This window comes from Bacillus sp. AR2-1 (genome assembly GCF_008368755.1).
Classification (GTDB): Bacteria; Bacillota; Bacilli; order Bacillales; family Bacillaceae_G; genus Bacillus_A; species Bacillus_A wiedmannii.
The window spans coordinates 255,973-272,721 of sequence record NZ_QORY01000017.1 but is presented as its reverse complement, the minus strand read 5'-3'; the positions used below and the strand labels follow the sequence as shown (position 1 = coordinate 272,721).

Annotated in this window: 20 protein-coding genes; 9 read left to right on the top strand and 11 right to left on the bottom strand. The window is 33.5% G+C overall.

The features are described from left to right. Nucleotides 1–5 precede the first annotated feature (5 nt). Entirely contained in the window at nt 6–458 is a 453-nt protein-coding gene (locus DT250_RS20105; protein WP_048561273.1) for a hypothetical protein, read from the bottom strand. Between the two features lie 16 nt (nt 459–474). After that, entirely contained in the window at nt 475–939 is a 465-nt protein-coding gene (locus tag DT250_RS20100; protein ID WP_000946323.1) for a YaaR family protein, read from the bottom strand. Between the two features lie 143 nt (nt 940–1,082). Between DT250_RS20100 and DT250_RS20095 the strand changes: the two genes are divergently transcribed. Together DT250_RS20095 and cheR are read left to right on the top strand one after the other, a co-directional pair. Continuing rightward, nucleotides 1,083–1,580, top strand: a complete 498-nt coding sequence (locus tag DT250_RS20095) for a flagellar motor switch protein FliG (RefSeq protein WP_149213610.1) — start codon at nt 1,083–1,085, stop codon at nt 1,578–1,580. A 39-nt stretch (nt 1,581–1,619) separates the two neighbouring features. Beyond that, entirely contained in the window at nt 1,620–2,402 is a 783-nt protein-coding gene (gene cheR, locus DT250_RS20090; protein ID WP_149213609.1) for a protein-glutamate O-methyltransferase CheR, read from the top strand. A gap of 33 nt (nt 2,403–2,435) precedes the next feature. Here the strand turns inward: cheR and DT250_RS20085 are convergent, their stop codons facing one another. From DT250_RS20085 to DT250_RS20055, 7 genes are all read right to left on the bottom strand, one after another. Beyond that, a complete protein-coding gene (locus DT250_RS20085; RefSeq protein WP_149213608.1) occupies nt 2,436–3,152 on the bottom strand; it encodes a hypothetical protein in 717 nt (238 codons plus the stop codon). A gap of 27 nt (nt 3,153–3,179) precedes the next feature. After that, on the bottom strand, nt 3,180–4,520 hold the full coding sequence (locus DT250_RS20080; protein ID WP_149213607.1) for a transglycosylase: 1,341 nt from the start codon (nt 4,518–4,520) through the stop codon (nt 3,180–3,182). A 29-nt stretch (nt 4,521–4,549) separates the two neighbouring features. Then, nucleotides 4,550–6,193, bottom strand: a complete 1,644-nt coding sequence (locus tag DT250_RS20075; protein ID WP_016088543.1) for a flagellar motor switch protein — start codon at nt 6,191–6,193, stop codon at nt 4,550–4,552. Between the two features lie 173 nt (nt 6,194–6,366). Further along, nucleotides 6,367–8,370 carry a chemotaxis protein CheA gene (locus DT250_RS20070; protein ID WP_098650490.1) on the bottom strand — a complete coding sequence of 668 codons (2,004 nt, stop codon included), beginning with the start codon at nt 8,368–8,370 and terminating at the stop codon, nt 6,367–6,369. Between the two features lie 130 nt (nt 8,371–8,500). Further along, on the bottom strand, nt 8,501–8,869 hold the full coding sequence (locus DT250_RS20065; RefSeq protein WP_000940570.1) for a response regulator: 369 nt from the start codon (nt 8,867–8,869) through the stop codon (nt 8,501–8,503). Between the two features lie 150 nt (nt 8,870–9,019). After that, the gene (locus DT250_RS20060) at nt 9,020–9,697 is read right to left on the bottom strand and encodes an OmpA family protein (RefSeq protein WP_149213606.1); all 678 of its coding nucleotides are present in this window, start codon (nt 9,695–9,697) and stop codon (nt 9,020–9,022) included. A 22-nt stretch (nt 9,698–9,719) separates the two neighbouring features. Then, entirely contained in the window at nt 9,720–10,553 is an 834-nt protein-coding gene (locus tag DT250_RS20055) for a flagellar motor protein MotP (RefSeq protein ID WP_149213605.1), read from the bottom strand. A gap of 172 nt (nt 10,554–10,725) precedes the next feature. Here DT250_RS20055 and DT250_RS20050 point away from each other — a divergent pair, with 172 nt between their 5' ends. Next, entirely contained in the window at nt 10,726–11,328 is a 603-nt protein-coding gene (locus DT250_RS20050) for an HD domain-containing protein (protein ID WP_064476552.1), read from the top strand. A 25-nt stretch (nt 11,329–11,353) separates the two neighbouring features. Here the strand turns inward: DT250_RS20050 and hfq are convergent, their stop codons facing one another. Further along, complete coding sequence (gene hfq, locus DT250_RS20045; RefSeq protein ID WP_087985600.1) at nt 11,354–11,542, bottom strand: RNA chaperone Hfq; 189 nt, start codon at nt 11,540–11,542, stop codon at nt 11,354–11,356. A 54-nt stretch (nt 11,543–11,596) separates the two neighbouring features. Continuing rightward, nucleotides 11,597–11,815: an aspartyl-phosphate phosphatase Spo0E family protein gene (locus DT250_RS20040; protein ID WP_002096752.1), complete on the bottom strand. Its 219-nt coding sequence runs from the start codon at nt 11,813–11,815 to the stop codon at nt 11,597–11,599. 238 nt (nt 11,816–12,053) lie between these two features. On the opposite strand from DT250_RS20040, the gene DT250_RS20035 reads away from it, so the two are divergent. From DT250_RS20035 to DT250_RS20010, 6 genes are all read left to right on the top strand, one after another. Further along, nucleotides 12,054–12,173, top strand: coding sequence for a YjcZ family sporulation protein (locus tag DT250_RS20035; protein ID WP_000120183.1), 120 nt, complete (start codon nt 12,054–12,056; stop codon nt 12,171–12,173). 165 nt (nt 12,174–12,338) lie between these two features. Beyond that, the gene (locus DT250_RS20030) at nt 12,339–12,806 is read left to right on the top strand and encodes a VOC family protein (RefSeq protein ID WP_000589719.1); all 468 of its coding nucleotides are present in this window, start codon (nt 12,339–12,341) and stop codon (nt 12,804–12,806) included. 5 nt (nt 12,807–12,811) lie between these two features. Then, complete coding sequence (locus DT250_RS20025; RefSeq protein ID WP_149213604.1) at nt 12,812–14,026, top strand: MFS transporter; 1,215 nt, start codon at nt 12,812–12,814, stop codon at nt 14,024–14,026. 128 nt (nt 14,027–14,154) lie between these two features. After that, on the top strand, nt 14,155–14,604 hold the full coding sequence (locus DT250_RS20020) for an ArsR/SmtB family transcription factor (protein WP_000459087.1): 450 nt from the start codon (nt 14,155–14,157) through the stop codon (nt 14,602–14,604). Between the two features lie 19 nt (nt 14,605–14,623). Further along, nucleotides 14,624–15,844, top strand: coding sequence for an MFS transporter (locus DT250_RS20015; protein WP_149213603.1), 1,221 nt, complete (start codon nt 14,624–14,626; stop codon nt 15,842–15,844). Nucleotides 15,845–15,968: 124 nt separating this feature from the next. After that, nucleotides 15,969–16,694, top strand: coding sequence for a sulfite exporter TauE/SafE family protein (locus tag DT250_RS20010; protein ID WP_149213602.1), 726 nt, complete (start codon nt 15,969–15,971; stop codon nt 16,692–16,694). Nucleotides 16,695–16,749: the final 55 nt, after the last annotated feature.

Below are 16,749 nucleotides of genomic sequence, written 5' to 3'. Positions count from 1 at the left end.
CCCCTTTACAATAGTTCGTTCATAAAGATTTGTGAATTATTGTTTCGCTCTAAATTATATTCAGAAACGGAATCCACAATACTTTCTGTAGTTTTTAATAGTACGTTTAAGTAATATTGATTTTTCAAAAGAATCATTTTTACATTCTCTTCTAATTCAGCTACATTTTTTTGTAATTCTTCCATTTTTTCAATTTCTTCATGAGAAAAATACGAAAATAACGCACTTACGCGAAATGATTCCACGCCTTGTTCTTTACAAAACTGAACAACCATTTCTTCAAATGAACTTGATAACTTTTTTAAACCATCAATGTACTGCAATTGCTCTACTTGTAACTTTTGAACTGCATTTACATTTTTATGTTTTAAATTCTCATATATTTGTTCTCCAAGCGCTTGAATGTTTTCATATGCTTTTTGAATAATAACGAGCTTTTCATATAATTGTATGTACATATAGCTTCCTTCCCTTTTACAAGACTAAATTTACAATTAAACCGTGGATTTCTCCAATCTGATTTAACATTTCTAAATGTCCCGTTTTCGTATTAATTAAATTCATAACATCTTCTAGCTCATTTAATCCCATTTCCGCCTGTTTTACAATCGTCATTTTCTGTGAATATCCGTAACGCGGATGACGAGACATGACATCTTTATATTGCAATACATTGTCTACGTAAAAATTCAAAAATGATTTTACTGTATTTTTGTATTCCATTACATTATCAAGCGTTAATTCCATTTCAATTTTCTCTTTAATTTCTCCAATGTTATCGACAAATGCTTCCATTTGTTCTAACAATTTATCTTTTTTCGGATCTGCATGCAAATTATCCGAAAATGCAAGTCCTGTCCTGACATTTGCTTCTTTCGGCATTTGAGTAGCAGGGGGTATATGCGATAAAATTGGATTATGCGAGATCGAACGCAGCATATATATCACCTATTTATTTTTTTATTTCTTCCTAAACTTAATCGTAAAATCCAGTTATTTATAATTATACTCTGAACACTAATATTTTGCAGTTATTTTTTATAAAAGATATGTTACAATTTAGCATGAGGTGGCACAAATCTATGAATATTTTTCTTTGTGGTTCAAATCAATTAACAGCATTAGATCAAGAAGAAATAAAAAAATTTTTAACTGACTATGCTCACAAACATAAAATTTACATATTATGTTATAAATCTATCGAAAATGAGATTCTTCGTTTTTTCATCGAAAACGAAAGACTCGCTCAAAATTTATGCCTTTACACGCTACAGCCGTTACCAGCATTAACAGATGAATTTCAAGAGGTCGTTGATTACTTAAAAAAACACGGAGCCGAGTATGTCGCTTTTGATCATCCTTCCGACTCTATTTACCGATCAGATTATATGTTTTTTGTAAAACAAATAATCGAAGATACCGATTTAGTGCTCTGTTTTTATAATGGGGACAAGCATACTTCTGTCATTCCCGTTGACGTTGCAAAAGAAGCAGGAATTGATGCTGTTATTTATGATTTACCAGGTTTACATGAAAAACAGATGAAAAAAAACTTTGAACAAAAAATCCGTATGATGTAAAGGGGGAGGCACAATATCGTTATTGTGCCTATTATAAATATGATAATTGAACAAGATTATGATCATTTTATCGCGAGTTTTAAACAACAATTCAATATGGATATCACTTCATATAAACAAGATAGAATGCGTCGTAGAATCGATGCTTTTATTTCGAGAAAGGGCTTTGAGAACTACACTAGTTTTCTAAGCAATTTACGTACCAATCAAAATTTATTTTTAAGTTTTATTGATTATATTACAATTAACGTTTCAGAATTTTTTAGAAATAAAGAACGTTGGCAAACGTTAGAGACGAAAGCACTACCAAAATTACTTGAACAAAATAACGGAAAATTAAAAGTATGGAGTGCCGCTTGCGCTGCCGGTGAAGAACCATATACACTCTCTTTAATTTTATCGAAGCATCTAGCTCCATTTCGTTTTGAAATACAAGCAACAGATCTTGATTTTCACATTTTAGAAACTGCAAAACGCGGTCAATATACAGAACGTTCTTTAAAAGAATTACCTATCGATTTGAAAGAGCGTCATTTCACAAAAGAGAATGATATATATTCATTACATCAAAATATTAAGCAAAACGTCACGTTCAAACAACACGACCTTTTAATGCAGTCGTTCGATACAAATTACGATTTAATCATTTGTCGCAACGTAATGATATACTTTACTGAAGAAGCAAGGGTAAAACTTTATGAAAAGTTTAGTCGTTCTTTACGAAAAGGCGGCGTACTATTTGTTGGTAGTACCGAACAAATTTTAACACCTGAACGTTATAATCTTCAGAGATTTGATACATTCTTCTACGAAAAAATATAAAAGAGGTCGTCACAATGTAAAGTGACGACCTTTTTATATAACTCGAATTAAAATAATAGCAACAATCCATACAAAGAGAAAAAGAAATGTCATAGACCATTTATGTTCTTGCATCGTTTGTTTCAGGGCCTGTGATAATTGTGTCATATTCATTTCTGCGAGCGCTCTCCATACACTTACATCCCGCTCTTTAGCAGTGCGATCTGTAACGCTAATTAAAATAGTTTCGTTAGACAATTTCGTTATGTAAGCAGTAATAACCGTTACCATTAAATTTATATTTCCTTCTGAAGAATCACTTTCCACTCTAGAAATGAGTGCACTTACATCTAATAACGGAATATGTACCTTTCTACCAAATGATAGTTGTACTTCTGCGAAATCATACGTTCCATCTAACAAAGGAAGTTCTTTTATATGCGCCTGCTTAACAAGCCCTTGTAAACTTCTCATTACTTGTTCAAATACTTTTTCTGTTTGCTTCCCTTCTCCAGATAACGTATGCAACTTTTTAAAGAGTTGTAACACTGTATCCATCTCTTTAGAAAGCATTTCCTTCATAACCTTTCCATCACCTAAACTTGCAAGCAAAATGCCTATTTCATTATTTTTCGTAATAATTTTAGAATGTCCAGTAAACACTAAATTACTACGCTTTCGTTCTTTCTGAATTTCATGTTCCGAAATAGCTGCAGGCTGTTTTAATGGTTGTAGCGTCTTATCTTCAATTGTCGTACGTTTAATTTCCATTTAAGCGCCTCCACTACTATGAAATACTTAGCCCCATTCTTTATTACTCTTTAAAACTAAAAACAATACGAATAAACCTGACATGATAGCAAATACATTAGAAGCTTGTATTCCCTGTTCACTTTTAGCTTCTTTCTTATCTTCTGGTTCTTCCTGTTTCTCTTTCTTTTTCGAAATGACTTGATTGTTATTCTCTTTATCTTTTTGGGCCTTCGCTTTATTTACTTCCTTGTTGTCTGTGAGAGGCTCGTTTATAACATAAGTAATTTTTTCTTTCTCTATCAATGGTTCTTTTATAAGATTGTTTACTTTCTCTTCTTTTTTCGGAATTTGAACAACTGGCGGTTTTTCTTCTGGAAGCAGGATTTCTACTTTCGAGTCTTCCTGCTTCTCAGGTTCTTTCTTATCTTCTAATTTATCTTCATTCTCTCGTTCTTCTCTCTTTTTATCATCTTCTGGTTTTTGCTCCAAAATAGAAACGATATACTCACTTTCCTCAACCAGTTTATTGCCGGCCGCATCCACTATCTCTACAAGTATTTCGTACGTCCCGATTGGCAACGCATCCGTTATTTCAAATATTTTTTGCCAATCCATGTCGCGCTTATTGTAATCTAAAAAAAAGGTAATCTCTTTATTTTCTTTCCCTTTTAATGTAACACGAACCTCTTTCACAACTGATTCTACGTCTGTCGCCTTCACTCGCACACGTATAGAATCGCCTTGTTTCCGTTCAATTAGCTTCTCTTTCGCCTCGTCAACAGTAACTTTATGCAACTTCGGCAGTTCTTTATCTATTATTGGCGCGTCATTATTTATACGAATAAATGGGACTTTCACTTCATTTTCTATAAGCTCTTCTTTCTCAGTTTCTTTAGAACTTTGAATGAGCTGAAGATTCCAATCACCTTGCAAATCAAAAGTTTCGACCTTGTAGTTAGCAATCCATCGCTTTGTTTCCTCTTCATACTTAAACGATAGCATTCTTTCTTGTTCATACTGATCGCCGTTTTTTGGCAAGCGCAAAATACCTTTTATACTTTGAACATTTTGCTCTTTCGGCTCTACAATAACCCGCACTTCTTCGCCAACTTTTAATTCCGACTTATTTACTGTAATAACCCCTTGATCCGTCTCTATCTTTTTTTCGACCTCTTGTTCATTTGCTACTTCTTGTTGTTCCTCTTTACCTTGATTCACTTCCACTTGCTCTGGCTGCTCTTGAACTTCTTTGTTTTCTTCTTGTACATTCATTTCATTTAGTTTTTGATCTGGCTCAATTTGTTCTTCCGCCTGACTTTGCAGAGGGAAGAACAGACACACATTTATGAATAACCAGCTCATTAGAAAAAACTTTACGTTTTTCATCTACTAGCTCAAACTCCTATTTCAACGACTTATAGCGATTTCGTCACTTTTACTCCGAAAAATCCATCTACATTTACAAGTTCACCATACGCCACCAATACATCATTTACATAAATACGAATTGGCTCGTCAATATCCTCATCTAGTACAACCGCTTCATTCTCTTGTAAACTTAAAATATCTTGAATTGTTTTCACTGTGCTTCCAAATACAAATTTCACATTCATTTCTACATTTTGTAAGATAGATGTGTCCATGTATACTGGTTCCATTTGTTTTACTTCTTTAAATTCAATAGGTTGCACAACAGGTTCTACAATTTTTTCTTCTTCAATTTCTTCCGTAACAATCTCTTCTTCCTCTTCCACCATTGGATATAGAAGTCTTCTTACCATTTCTTTCGCTTCTGAAATCGGTAAAATTTGATACATTTTCGATTGAAGCAGGTCGCCAATTTCAAGATTGAACGTAATTTGGACGAGTTCGTCCACTTTCATTGACTCTCCCAAATATTCCATTTCTTCTTTTAACGTTACGAATTTAACATTTGGTGGTGTCATGTCCATTTTTTCTTGAAACATTTCTGACATCGCCGTCGCAGCATGCCCCATCATTTGGTTCATGATTTCTTTAATACCGCTCAGTTCTAATTCACTAAGCTCCTTCTCTGGATCAACTTCCCCTGTTCCCATCATCATTAAATCTACCATTGTTAAAGCGACATCTTTCGTAAATACGAATACATTCTCATTCTTTAGCCCTTCAACAAAATCAACATTTAAAATAACAAACGGGACTGGTACTCCGTCATAATGACGAACATTGATTGATTCTACATTGGGCGTACTAATTGTAACTGGCTGATTTAAAAGTGTTGACAATACTGTTGAAGCGGAACCAATTGAAATATTTGCAATTTCACCAAGTACATCTTTCTCTTCCTGTGTTAAATGCTCTTTTTCAACTTGTTCTTCTACAATCTCAGTTTCCACTACTTCTGCTGGCTCATCTTTTTCTTCTACTCCACCAGATAATTGCATTAATTTATTTACCATTCGTTTCGCATGTTCAACTGAAACAATTTGCACAAGTTTAGAGTTTACAAGATTATCTATCTTTAAATCAAACGATACTTTAACAATCGTTTGATTCCCATCAATCTCAGAAATTTTCTCCATTTCTTCTGATAACTTTACAACTTTAATTGTCGGCGGAGACATATCTACTGTATCTTGAAAGAATTCTGACATAGATGTAGCTGCGAACCCCATCATTTGATTCATCGCTTCTTGTACAGCACTTAGCTCTAATTCACCAAGTTCTTTTCCATCTTCCACTTCACCTGTTCCCATCATCATTAAATCAGCAATGGATAATGCAACATCTTGCTTAAGGACAAGAAGGTTTTCCATATCTAATCCTTTTGTAAAATGAATGTTTAATACAACGTGTGGAACTTCGACGTCGCTTGAATCATATAAATCTACCAATTCTATGCGAGGAGCAGTAATACTTACTTGCCTATTTAAGATTGTTGATAATACAGTCGAAGCTGAACCAAATGATATATTTGCAATTTCGCCAAGAATATCGCATTCTTGAGGCGTTAAATGCTCATTTTCTTTTTCTAGCACAATTGTGCTCGTATCCCCTTTTGTGTGTTGCTCAGGCATTTTCTCTGCCTCCTCATTTCTGTTTTTCTATCAAATGATATAAACTCTCATTTTATTTTAACAAACTTATTATATAAAACGTTAATATGTATTTATTCCCATTTTCAGATTAGTAACGATTAACCAAAAAGCTCCCCAATTGTATACAAGTGGGGAGCTTTCCTTCATTCCTATTATAAACCTTCTGGGTTTAAAATGAGGACCACTCGTCCATCACCGAGAATTGTCGCACCAGAGAAATAATTAGAACTCTCTGCAAAGAAGTCACCTAATGACTTTAAGACGATTTCTCTTTGACCGATAATTGTGTTTACAATAAGTCCATAGCTGCGATGTGTATTACGAACAATTAACACAGGAACCATTTGACCATCATATGACGCAAACGCCTCATCTACTGTTTTTTCACCAAATACAGTACTTAAATGCTTCACTTCAATAATTTGATTACGGTAATTTAACACATCTTTTCCTTGTAAGGATTGGATGTCTTCTCTCTTAATCCGAATTGCTTCAACAATATTACCAAGAGGGAAAGCATAACGTTTATCATTCGTTTGAACAAGCATTGATTGAATAATGGACAACGTTAATGGCAGTTCAATTCTAAATGTACTACCTTTTCCTTCTTCAGAATCAATAATTAAATGTCCACCTAAACTATGGATCGTATGTTTCACTACATCTAATCCAACGCCACGCCCAGAAAGGTCGGATACAACTTCAGCTGTACTAAATCCTGGTTGGAAGATCAAATCAAATACTTCACGATCCGTTAATTTATTTGCCTCAGATTCTGTTACAACACCATTTTTAATCGCTTTTTCTAATACTTTCCCTTTATGAATTCCATTTCCATCATCCGTAATTTGAATAACGACATGATTTCCACTATGAAACGCTTCTAATTTAATCGTACCTGTCTCATTTTTCCCTGCATCACGACGTTGTTCAACAGTTTCAACACCGTGATCAATTGCATTACGAATTAAATGGACGAGTGGATCACCGATTTCATCAATAACAATTTTATCAACTTCGGTGTCTTCACCTGTAATTTGTAAATCGATTTTCTTCCCTAAATCTTTCGCTAACATACGTACCATACGCGGGAAACGATTGAATACCGTTTCAATTGGTACCATACGCATGTTTAGTAGTACATTTTGAATATCTTTTGAAATATCGCCTAATCGATTTAAATGCTCAATTAATTCCTTGTTTTGAATTGCTTGTGCCAATTCATCTATACGACCACGCTCAATTACACTTTCTTCAAACATGTTCATTAATCTTTCAATTTTTTCTAATTGAACACGTATGGAACGATTTTCCACTTTACCATTTTTCGTTTTTGCAGCGCTTTTAGCAGGTGTAGCATTAGCAGATTGCTTCGATACTTCTTTAGTTGATTCCACATGAGTAGCCGCTTGTAAATCTTCCTGCATAGCTTCTTGTGTGCCCAATTCTTTCGAGACTACTTCTTTTAATGTATGTCCTTGCTTCACTTCTACTTTCTCAATTTCAGAAACATGAAGCACTACTTGTTTTAATTCTTCTTCACTTTGATCAGTATCCATAAATACTGTGAACTCAAAACCGAAAGCATCTGCTTCAATTTCTTCAATACTTGGAACTGTTTTTTGTACATTACCTACATTTTGCAGTGCTTCAATACACATAATTGCACGTACTGCTTTTAAAATAGCATGTTGCTCAACAGTTATATGCACTTCATGCGAAACTGCATCATCATTATTTATAAGTTCTTGCTCAATATATTCCGCAGGAGTTTCTACATTGCCATTCAATAATGCTTCTAATTTCTGCTTAGTTGTAATTACATCAATATTGCCCATTCCGCCTTGTTGCACATCTGCAACCATCTTCTCTAAATTATCAATGCACTCAAAAATCACATCAATAATCTCTGCATTTACAACTATATTCCCATGACGAATTTCATCTAAAACGTTTTCCATTTTATGCGTTAAATCCGCCATTTCCGTAAATTCCATACTCGCTGACATACCTTTAAATGTATGGGCTGAGCGGAATATTTCTCCCACAACATCCATATCAGTGGGATTTTGTTCTAAAGTTAGCACATTTTCATTTAGCGATTGTAAATGTTCTTCTGATTCCTCAAAAAATATATTTAATAGATCTGTTTGCATTTTCATCCCCTACCTGTCTAACAAACATTTCATTTATGTATAACAATTTAGTGTTTTAAAGCAAGAAAAAAGGGGGCCACACGCATATCCGCTATCAATGTTTAGATTCCTTGTGGCACCCCCTTCTATATTAGCTGTTTGCTACTTTTGTTAAAGCTTCAATTACTCGATCCGCTTGGAACGGCTTTACAATAAAGTCTTTTGCTCCACCCTTAATTGCATCTAATACCATACCTTGTTGTCCCATTGCAGAACAAATAACAACTTTTGCACTTGAATCAATTTTAATAATTTCTTTTAACGCTTCAAGTCCGTCCATTTCTGGCATAGTAATATCTAATGTTACAATATCCGGTTGAAGTTCTTTAAACTTCTGAATTGCTTCTACTCCATTCTCTGCTTCACCAATAATTTCAAATTCAGAATTACTTTTTAATAAGTTTTTAATCATCGTTCGCATGAACATCGCATCGTCTACAACTAAAATTTTATGTGCCATTCTTTTTAATTCTCTCCTTCTATGTATAAATATATCTTAATATTTCACCTTATCATTCTCACTCATTATACAAAATAAAATGATAAAATTTAATATTTTTTTAAAAGAATTTTCGTATTTTCATTATTTTATTATTAAAATGATAATATACTATTCTTTTATGTAAATGACAACGCGACGGTTTTTCTCCCAATTTTGCGGTGAATCATTTGGTACAACTGGCTTTGTGTCTGCATATCCTACCGCAGCTAGCCTTTTATCATCCACATTATACACTTCGATTAAGTGGTGAATCATATTTGCTGCTCTTGCTGAAGACAGCTCCCAGTTAGAAGGGAATTTGTCGTTATGAATCGGTCTACTATCTGTATGCCCTTCAACAACAATCGGATTTGGTACTGATTGGAAAAATCCAACTAATTGACTTATTATCTCTTTCGCTTCCGATTTAACGTTCGCGTCACCCGTATCAAATATTAAATTGTCTACTATAACGACGCTTACTCCCGTATCCTCTCGATATACATTCACTTGACTAATACCGTTATTATCTACATATGCTTTTAACTTTTTATATAATTCGTCCATTCTCTTTTTAGAGACCATTTTTTCATCATTTTTTTCATGTGAAATATCTGGTATTGTATTTCCCATTACTTTTGCATCTACTTGCTCCACGTCACTAAACTTTTCAAGCATCTTTGTCAATTTTACTGCATCCTGCTTTGATGTAGCAACTAGTAATACAAAAAAAGTTAATAATAACATCGTTAAATCTGTAAAAGTCGTCATCCAACGAGGCGATCCCTTTTGCGGTCGTTGCATCATAACCATACCACTCCTTGAAATATTAGGCTGCTCGTTTTACTTTTTTTATCTTTGTTTCGTATACATATGTATCGAGTTTCAACTTTAATTTAGAAGGAATTTGACCGCGATATAATTCTGAAATCGCTTCAATAACAAACTTCTTCTCTGTATATAAATCTTCAATACCACGATACACTTTTTCAGCAAGAGGGATTGCAATCATATTTGCAAGTACTGACCCATACAATGTCGTTAACATCGCGACTGCCATCCCTGTACCAATTTGCGATGTGTCTTGCAAGTTTTGAAGCATAATGATAAGACCGATTAAAGTCCCTATCATGCCCCAAGCTGGAGCGAAATCGCCAATTTTATCTAATAATGCTGCCCCTTTTCTTAACTCATACACTTCCGTTTCAACATCTTTCATTAACACTTCTTTTAATTCATCTTCATCGTAACCACTTAACATTAATCGAATTCCTTTTTGAATAAAAGGATTGTCTACTTGCTCTCCATCAACTTCTAAAGAAAGTAGGCCATGTTTTTTAGACTTTTTAGAAAAATCAACAAATAAATCCGTTAACTGTTCTAAATTTTCTTCTTTTCTATGTAAAACAGTAAAGATGCTTTTCGTATATTTTTTTATTTCTCCAAATCGATATGCCACAACAATTGTCGCTGTAGTTCCCCCTATGACAATTAAAATAGATGAAATATCTAAAAAGTTTTTAAAAGCTTTTATTCCGCCGCCGCCAATCATAATTGCCGCTATCACTATAGCAAAACCTACTATAATGCCGACTGGGCTAGAAATGTCAAACTTCCTTTTTCTTCTTTGTGGTCTAGCAAATCCTTGATTTTCGTCTCCCATATTCCTGCCCTTTCCTTTTCATTTTTATAAAACATTTTTTTATTTTAATAATGCGTTTTCACATATAATAAGTATTATACGCTTATCATCTGTTTATCGCAATATACTCATAAAATTGACACATTTCATTTCCATATTAGAATTATAGTATGGAAATATGAGGAGGACCACGATGGAACATAACATTTTACAAGTCATTGCACTAGCAGAAAAATTAAAATATGAAATGCGACATAGCTGGCTTTCTAACGGACGTCAAGAAAGTGTTGCTGAACATACGTGGCGCATGTCTCTAATGGCCATTTTAGTTGAGCCTTATTTAGATCAAAAAGTAAATATTGAAAAATTACTTAAAATGGTTATTATTCACGACCTAGTCGAAGCTGAAGCTGGTGATATTCCTGCTTTTGATACAATGAATAGTCATGAATTACAATTACAAAAACAAATAAATGAGCAAGAAGCCATTTTAAATATTAAACGAACATTAAAAGGTTCTCTCGGTGAGGAATTATATGATTTATGGATGGAGTTTGAAGCGAAAGAAACGTACGAAGCAAAAGTAGCTAACGCACTTGATAAGCTTGAGGTGAAAATTCAGCATAACGAAGCTGATATTGATACGTGGCTACCAATTGAGCATAAAATGACATTCCAAGTAGCAAAGCATACAAACTTTGATTCTTTCCTATCTAAATTACAAAAAATGATTGAACAGGATGGAGAAAAGAAATTACTGGCTGCCGGCATTGACGTGGAAGCTTGCAAACGATAATGAAAAGACACTCAATATGAGTGTCTTATTTTATTATCGTTGATATAGCCTGCTTGTATATAAGCTGTTGTTTTCCATCAACTAACATTAAAACGGTAAATTTGTCTATCGCAACAACTTCTCCTACTATTCTAACGCCACTCTTTAAAAAAATTGTAACAATACCTTTTTCTTCTTTTATTTGTTTATATAACTCTTCTTGTAAATGTTCCAAATACTTTTCTCTCCTTTTTTACAAAATATCTTAATATAAAAAACTACAAATTATTTATTTGTGTACTTTATCTTTTACATTCATAAACTTATTAATAAGTATATCTAAATCTCGGCTAAATAACAAAACTTTATCATGATCCAATCCATGTCTAGCAACAAGTTGAATTAGCTCTTTCTTTTTGTTTTCTATTTTATTGTGTAATTTTCCCATCTCCATCTCTTTACTAAAACTCCCTTTTCCCATAATATTACTTGTAAAATTATAGTACAAATCCTCTCATAAAAAAATATAAAAATGGTTTTTTTTACAATTTTTATATTTTTTATGAACAAATTGCAAAATATATAATGTTTTCTTCACATACCCCTAGCACAATATACAATCAAAATAACCATACAGGCGTTTGTCTAATTACAAAAGAGACTGGCTCCTTTTCCATACAAAAAACATACTGTATATAGTAGTCCATGAATTATATAGATTAACTTACTCAAAAGGAGGAAAACATATGAGCTATGGTGGAAGTTGCTCTGGTTTCGGCGGTGGATTTGCTTTGCTTATCGTTCTATTCATCCTTCTAATCATCATCGGATGTAGCTGCTGGGGTGGCGGCGGATACGGATACTAATATATCCTATCCTTAACAAATGAACGAAAAACTATACGAAAACAGCTCATATTTGAGCTGTTTTTTCATACTTTCGTATGAAGTGATATCCCTCTTTTTTGTGATTTCAACTAATATAAAAACGTTTACTATGAAATAAGAAATGTTTTACTAAGGAGGATTACAATGATTAAAGGTCTTTACGAAGCACACTTACCTGTCAGTAACTTAGAGATATCAATATCTTTTTATGAATCACTTGGACTGAAATTATATAAAAGAGGAGATGATATTGCTTTCTTTTGGATTAAAGAAAACGAAAGTTGGCTCGGTCTTTGGGAAGGCACAGAATACAAAGTTAATTATCATCCCTCTTTACGGCACATCGCCTTTCAAGTAAGCTTACATGATTTAGAAAATGCGATTCATTGGCTAAATCAAAAAGGAATTTCAGCAAGAAAAGATTTTGGAATGGAACCAATTGAGCCGATTGTTTTTCCAGAATTAGCACATGCCGCCGTATACTTTAATGATCCTGATGGAAATAGTTTAGAATTGATCGCACAATTACCTGTTGGACTTCCTACAGCGGAGAAAGTGTATTTAAGCGAGTGGAAAAAACAAGTTCAAGCATCATCATTACATAAAGATTAAATTTTATGTCAGTTTCTTATTCCACACTTCTAAAAACAAATAAAAACTTCAAAAAACTATTTTACGGTCAAACATTAAGTGTACTTGGAGATTGGTTTCATACTGTAGCTTTAGTAACATTCGTCTATAGCATAACGGAATCTTCGTTTATGATTGCACTCACTTTTATAAGTAAAGGTTTACCACAGCTACTTCTTAGCCCCTTTATAGGCGGAGTTGTAGATCGTTTTTCTAAAAAGAAGATTCTGATTTTTACCGATTTTTTACGAGGCATGATCGTCCTCACTTACTTATTTGCATTATATAAAATTGAGATTATTTTCATTTCTAACATATGTTTATCCGTACTTTCTTGTTTATTTGAACCAGCTAAACAAGCAACCTTAAAAAATATCGTACACCAAAATCATTTCGTAACTGCTAACTCTCTTTCTAGTACAATTAATGGTTTTATGTCTATTATGGGGGCTTCTCTAGGCGGGATAATTGCAAAATCTTTACATATTGAGTTCGCTTTTTTAGTAAATAGCCTGTCATACTTTATTTCAGCCTATTTTATTTATAATATGAATGTCCCTTCTCATGATACTTGTAGCAAGAAAAAAGCATTTTTTACTGATATAAAAGATGGTTATACATACATATTACAAACAAAAATAATTTTAACATTAATTCTTGTCGGCATTTCATGGGGTATTATTGGAGGCGCTTATCAGCTACTTCTAACGATTTATGCCGAAAAGATTTTCCACACCAACATTGGAATTTTATATACGATTCAAGGGGCTGGGCTTATGATTGCAAGCCTCCTCGTTAATCTTTATATGTCTCATAATAAAGAAAAAATGAAAAAAGCATTCGGTTGGGCCTATTTCCTACAAGGAATTTTCTTTCTCGGATTCATTTTGTCCAATCAACTTATTATCGGTATCATTACATTGCTCTGTATGCGCATAGCAGGAGGAATCATCGTTCCACTTGATACGACATTACTTCAAACTTACACGAATGAAAATATGATGGGTAAAGTTTTTTCATTCCATTATTCCATTTACGGATCTCTTATTCAGTTATCCATGTTTTTGACAGGAGCGCTTTTAGAAGTCCTTTCTCCGCAAATTATTGGTAGCCTATTAGCTATATGCTGTATTTTTGTTAGTTTTATATGGCTTTACCTGTTTTATCGCGGGAAACTGAGTGAAGAATCTACTATCACTTAATAGCATGTTTATATACATGCTATTTTTCTTTATGTCGAAATATAAAGGAAAAAGGCGATTCATTTTCCTTACGTTCTATTTTTTTAGAATGTACAATAAATTTAGATTATAAGAAAGGAGATATCATAATGTTTGACGATAGACTTACTATTTCAGCTGAGCAGCAGAAGCTCATTTCTAATGCAACTCGCATTCAAATTCTTCACCTTTTAAAAGACGAGGCACTCACTGCAAAACAAGTAGCTACTAAACTAAATAAATCTGCTGGTAGCGTACATTATCACGTTCAAATTTTATATGATGGAGGGTTACTTGAATTAGTAGACACGAAAGAAAAACGAGGAATTATTGAAAAATATTACAAGGCAAAATCTGCTCATTTCTATATTGAAGAAAGCGGCACAGAAGGAACGAATACAGGCAGTCATATTGTATCTCATTTATTTTTAACTCCAGAGGAATTACAACAGCTTACTTGGGAAGTTACACAAGTTTTATTACGCTGGGAAAACAAAACCGCTCGTCAATCAAACTCCGAAGAGGAATACGCTATTTCCTGCAGGATTAAAAAACAATGAAAGAAAGGTCCAACTGCTCATGAAAAATAAATTATTATTATTGTCGGGAACAGGAATTTCTCGTTTAGGTGATTTTATGTATCTCATCGCCCTAAACTTAATGGTGTTGAATAGCACAAACTCCCCTGCTGCTGTAGCAGGATTATGGATTGTAGGCCCAATTGCCACCGTATTTACGAAAATATGGTCTGGTAGCATAGTAGATCGATTAAACAAACGGTCCATTATGCTTATCACAGATATCATTCGGGCAGCTCTCATTGGCTGTATACCACTATTTGATTCTATTTGGGCCATTTACATTTTTATCTTTTTGACTCGCATTGCTACATCATTTTTCGATCCAGCTTCATTTTCTTATAAAACAATGCTCATACGTGCTGAAGAACGCGCGCAATTCAACGCTTGGAATAGCTTTTGTACAAGCGGAGCTTTTATTATCGGTCCAGCTCTTGCTGGAATACTTCTCACCACGTACTCAGCAGCCTTTGTTATTTACTGCAACTCACTTTCCTTTCTACTTTCTACCATTCTCATTTACTTCTTGCCAAACATTACATTACAAACAAAGCAAAACGAAGAAGTTGCAAATACTTTCGTACAAACATTACGAAATGACTGGAAACAAGTTTTTTCATTTGCTCGAACAGAAACTTACATTATTCTCATATTCGTTTTATTTCAAGCGACTATGCTTGTCGCTATGGCACTCGATTCACAAGAAGTTGTTTTCACAAATCAAGTACTGTTTTTATCCGATATAGAATACAGTATGCTTGTTAGTATAACTGGAGCTGCTTATGTTTCCGGTTCATTTCTTGTCTCTCTCTTTGCCAAACGATTACCAATTCAATATGGTATCGGATTAGGGACAATTTTCACAGCAATAGGCTATGTAATTTTCGCCTTTTCAAATTCATTTATAGTCGCAGCGAGCGGTTTCATTTTACTTGGCATTTCTTCATCATTTGCTGGTACTGGCTTTATAACATTTTATCAAAATAACATCCCTGTACATATGATAGGACGTATTGATAGCGTGTTTGATTCCATAAAAAGTTTTATCCAAGTCTTTTTCATTTTAGCAATTGGGGCATCCGCACAATTTCTTTCCGTTCAAATCACTGTAATCAGTAGCTCATTACTCATTCTTTTCCTTTCTTGTTTATTAGCAATCCGGGTAATGGCGCCTTCACGAGAAAAATATTTTAAAACGACAGAATCATCATTGGAATATTAACTTCAACATAAAAAGCGGCTATTTTGCCGCTTTTTTCCCGTATTAAAGAGCAGTAAGCCCCACTGATTAAAGTATCACTTTATGTTAAAATATGTATTGGATCTGATTATATAGGAGGGCTATTTTGGAGATTATATTCACTTTCATATGTATTATATTAGTAGCTTCTATTTTACAAACAAGTACAGGTTTTGGCTTTTCTATGATGGCAACACCTTTCTTACTCATGTTATTTCTACCACAAGAAGCTATACAAATAAATATCATTTTATCATTAATTATTTCCATATCACTTATCTGGAAAATAAGAATGGACATTGATTTTATTCTACTGAAAAGATTAATTTTCGGAAGTATAGTTGGTGTTCCTTTTGGTATTTTAATTTTCACTTCCATTAACATCAACACATTTAAATTAGCAATTAGCATCCTGCTCTTACTATTAACGTTGATGCTAATATGCAACTTTAAAATTAAATCAACAAAATCTCGAGATTTCTTAGTGGGTGGATTATCCGGTCTTTTAACGACAAGTATCGGTATGCCCGGACCTCCCCTGTTACTGTACTTTACAGGAACTGATACGAAAAAAGAAAAGTTGAGAGCAACTACTTTAGCTTTTTATCTATTTATATATTTCATTAGTCTACTAACTCAAATACTCTTTACTGGCACAAACAAAACAATTTGGGAATCAAGTTTGTATGCTATTCCTATCGTATTTTTAGGTTTGTTTATAGGTCAAATTATTTTTAAATGGCTCAATCAACGGATTTTCAAAATATTTACGTACATCCTTTTGAGTTGCACGGGTATGTATCTTCTTATTGAAAGTTTGCATTTGTTATAAGTAAGTTTTTCAAAATAAAAGATACTTTATATTATTACGTGCGGTGGAGTACTTT

Bases quoted from the DNA above. Each gene is read 5' to 3' on its own strand.
- DT250_RS20105 (WP_048561273.1), bottom strand. From the start codon at position 458: ATGTACATACAATTATATGAAAAGCTCGTTATTATTCAAAAAGCATAT.
- DT250_RS20035 (WP_000120183.1), top strand. From the start codon at position 12,054: ATGAGCTATGGTGGAAGTTGCTCTGGTTTCGGCGGTGGATTTGCTTTG.
- DT250_RS20055 (WP_149213605.1), bottom strand. From the start codon at position 10,553: ATGGGAGACGAAAATCAAGGATTTGCTAGACCACAAAGAAGAAAAAGG.
- DT250_RS20095 (WP_149213610.1), top strand. From the start codon at position 1,083: ATGAATATTTTTCTTTGTGGTTCAAATCAATTAACAGCATTAGATCAA.
- DT250_RS20070 (WP_098650490.1), bottom strand. From the start codon at position 8,370: ATGCAAACAGATCTATTAAATATATTTTTTGAGGAATCAGAAGAACAT.
- DT250_RS20060 (WP_149213606.1), bottom strand. From the start codon at position 9,697: ATGATGCAACGACCGCAAAAGGGATCGCCTCGTTGGATGACGACTTTT.
- DT250_RS20015 (WP_149213603.1), top strand. From the start codon at position 14,624: ATGAAAAATAAATTATTATTATTGTCGGGAACAGGAATTTCTCGTTTA.
- DT250_RS20080 (WP_149213607.1), bottom strand. From the start codon at position 4,520: ATGAAAAACGTAAAGTTTTTTCTAATGAGCTGGTTATTCATAAATGTG.
- cheR (WP_149213609.1), top strand. From the start codon at position 1,620: ATGATAATTGAACAAGATTATGATCATTTTATCGCGAGTTTTAAACAA.
- DT250_RS20050 (WP_064476552.1), top strand. From the start codon at position 10,726: ATGGAACATAACATTTTACAAGTCATTGCACTAGCAGAAAAATTAAAA.
- DT250_RS20025 (WP_149213604.1), top strand. From the start codon at position 12,812: ATGTCAGTTTCTTATTCCACACTTCTAAAAACAAATAAAAACTTCAAA.
- DT250_RS20065 (WP_000940570.1), bottom strand. From the start codon at position 8,869: ATGGCACATAAAATTTTAGTTGTAGACGATGCGATGTTCATGCGAACG.
- DT250_RS20100 (WP_000946323.1), bottom strand. From the start codon at position 939: ATGCTGCGTTCGATCTCGCATAATCCAATTTTATCGCATATACCCCCT.
- DT250_RS20085 (WP_149213608.1), bottom strand. From the start codon at position 3,152: ATGGAAATTAAACGTACGACAATTGAAGATAAGACGCTACAACCATTA.
- DT250_RS20075 (WP_016088543.1), bottom strand. From the start codon at position 6,193: ATGCCTGAGCAACACACAAAAGGGGATACGAGCACAATTGTGCTAGAA.
- DT250_RS20030 (WP_000589719.1), top strand. From the start codon at position 12,339: ATGATTAAAGGTCTTTACGAAGCACACTTACCTGTCAGTAACTTAGAG.
- DT250_RS20020 (WP_000459087.1), top strand. From the start codon at position 14,155: ATGTTTGACGATAGACTTACTATTTCAGCTGAGCAGCAGAAGCTCATT.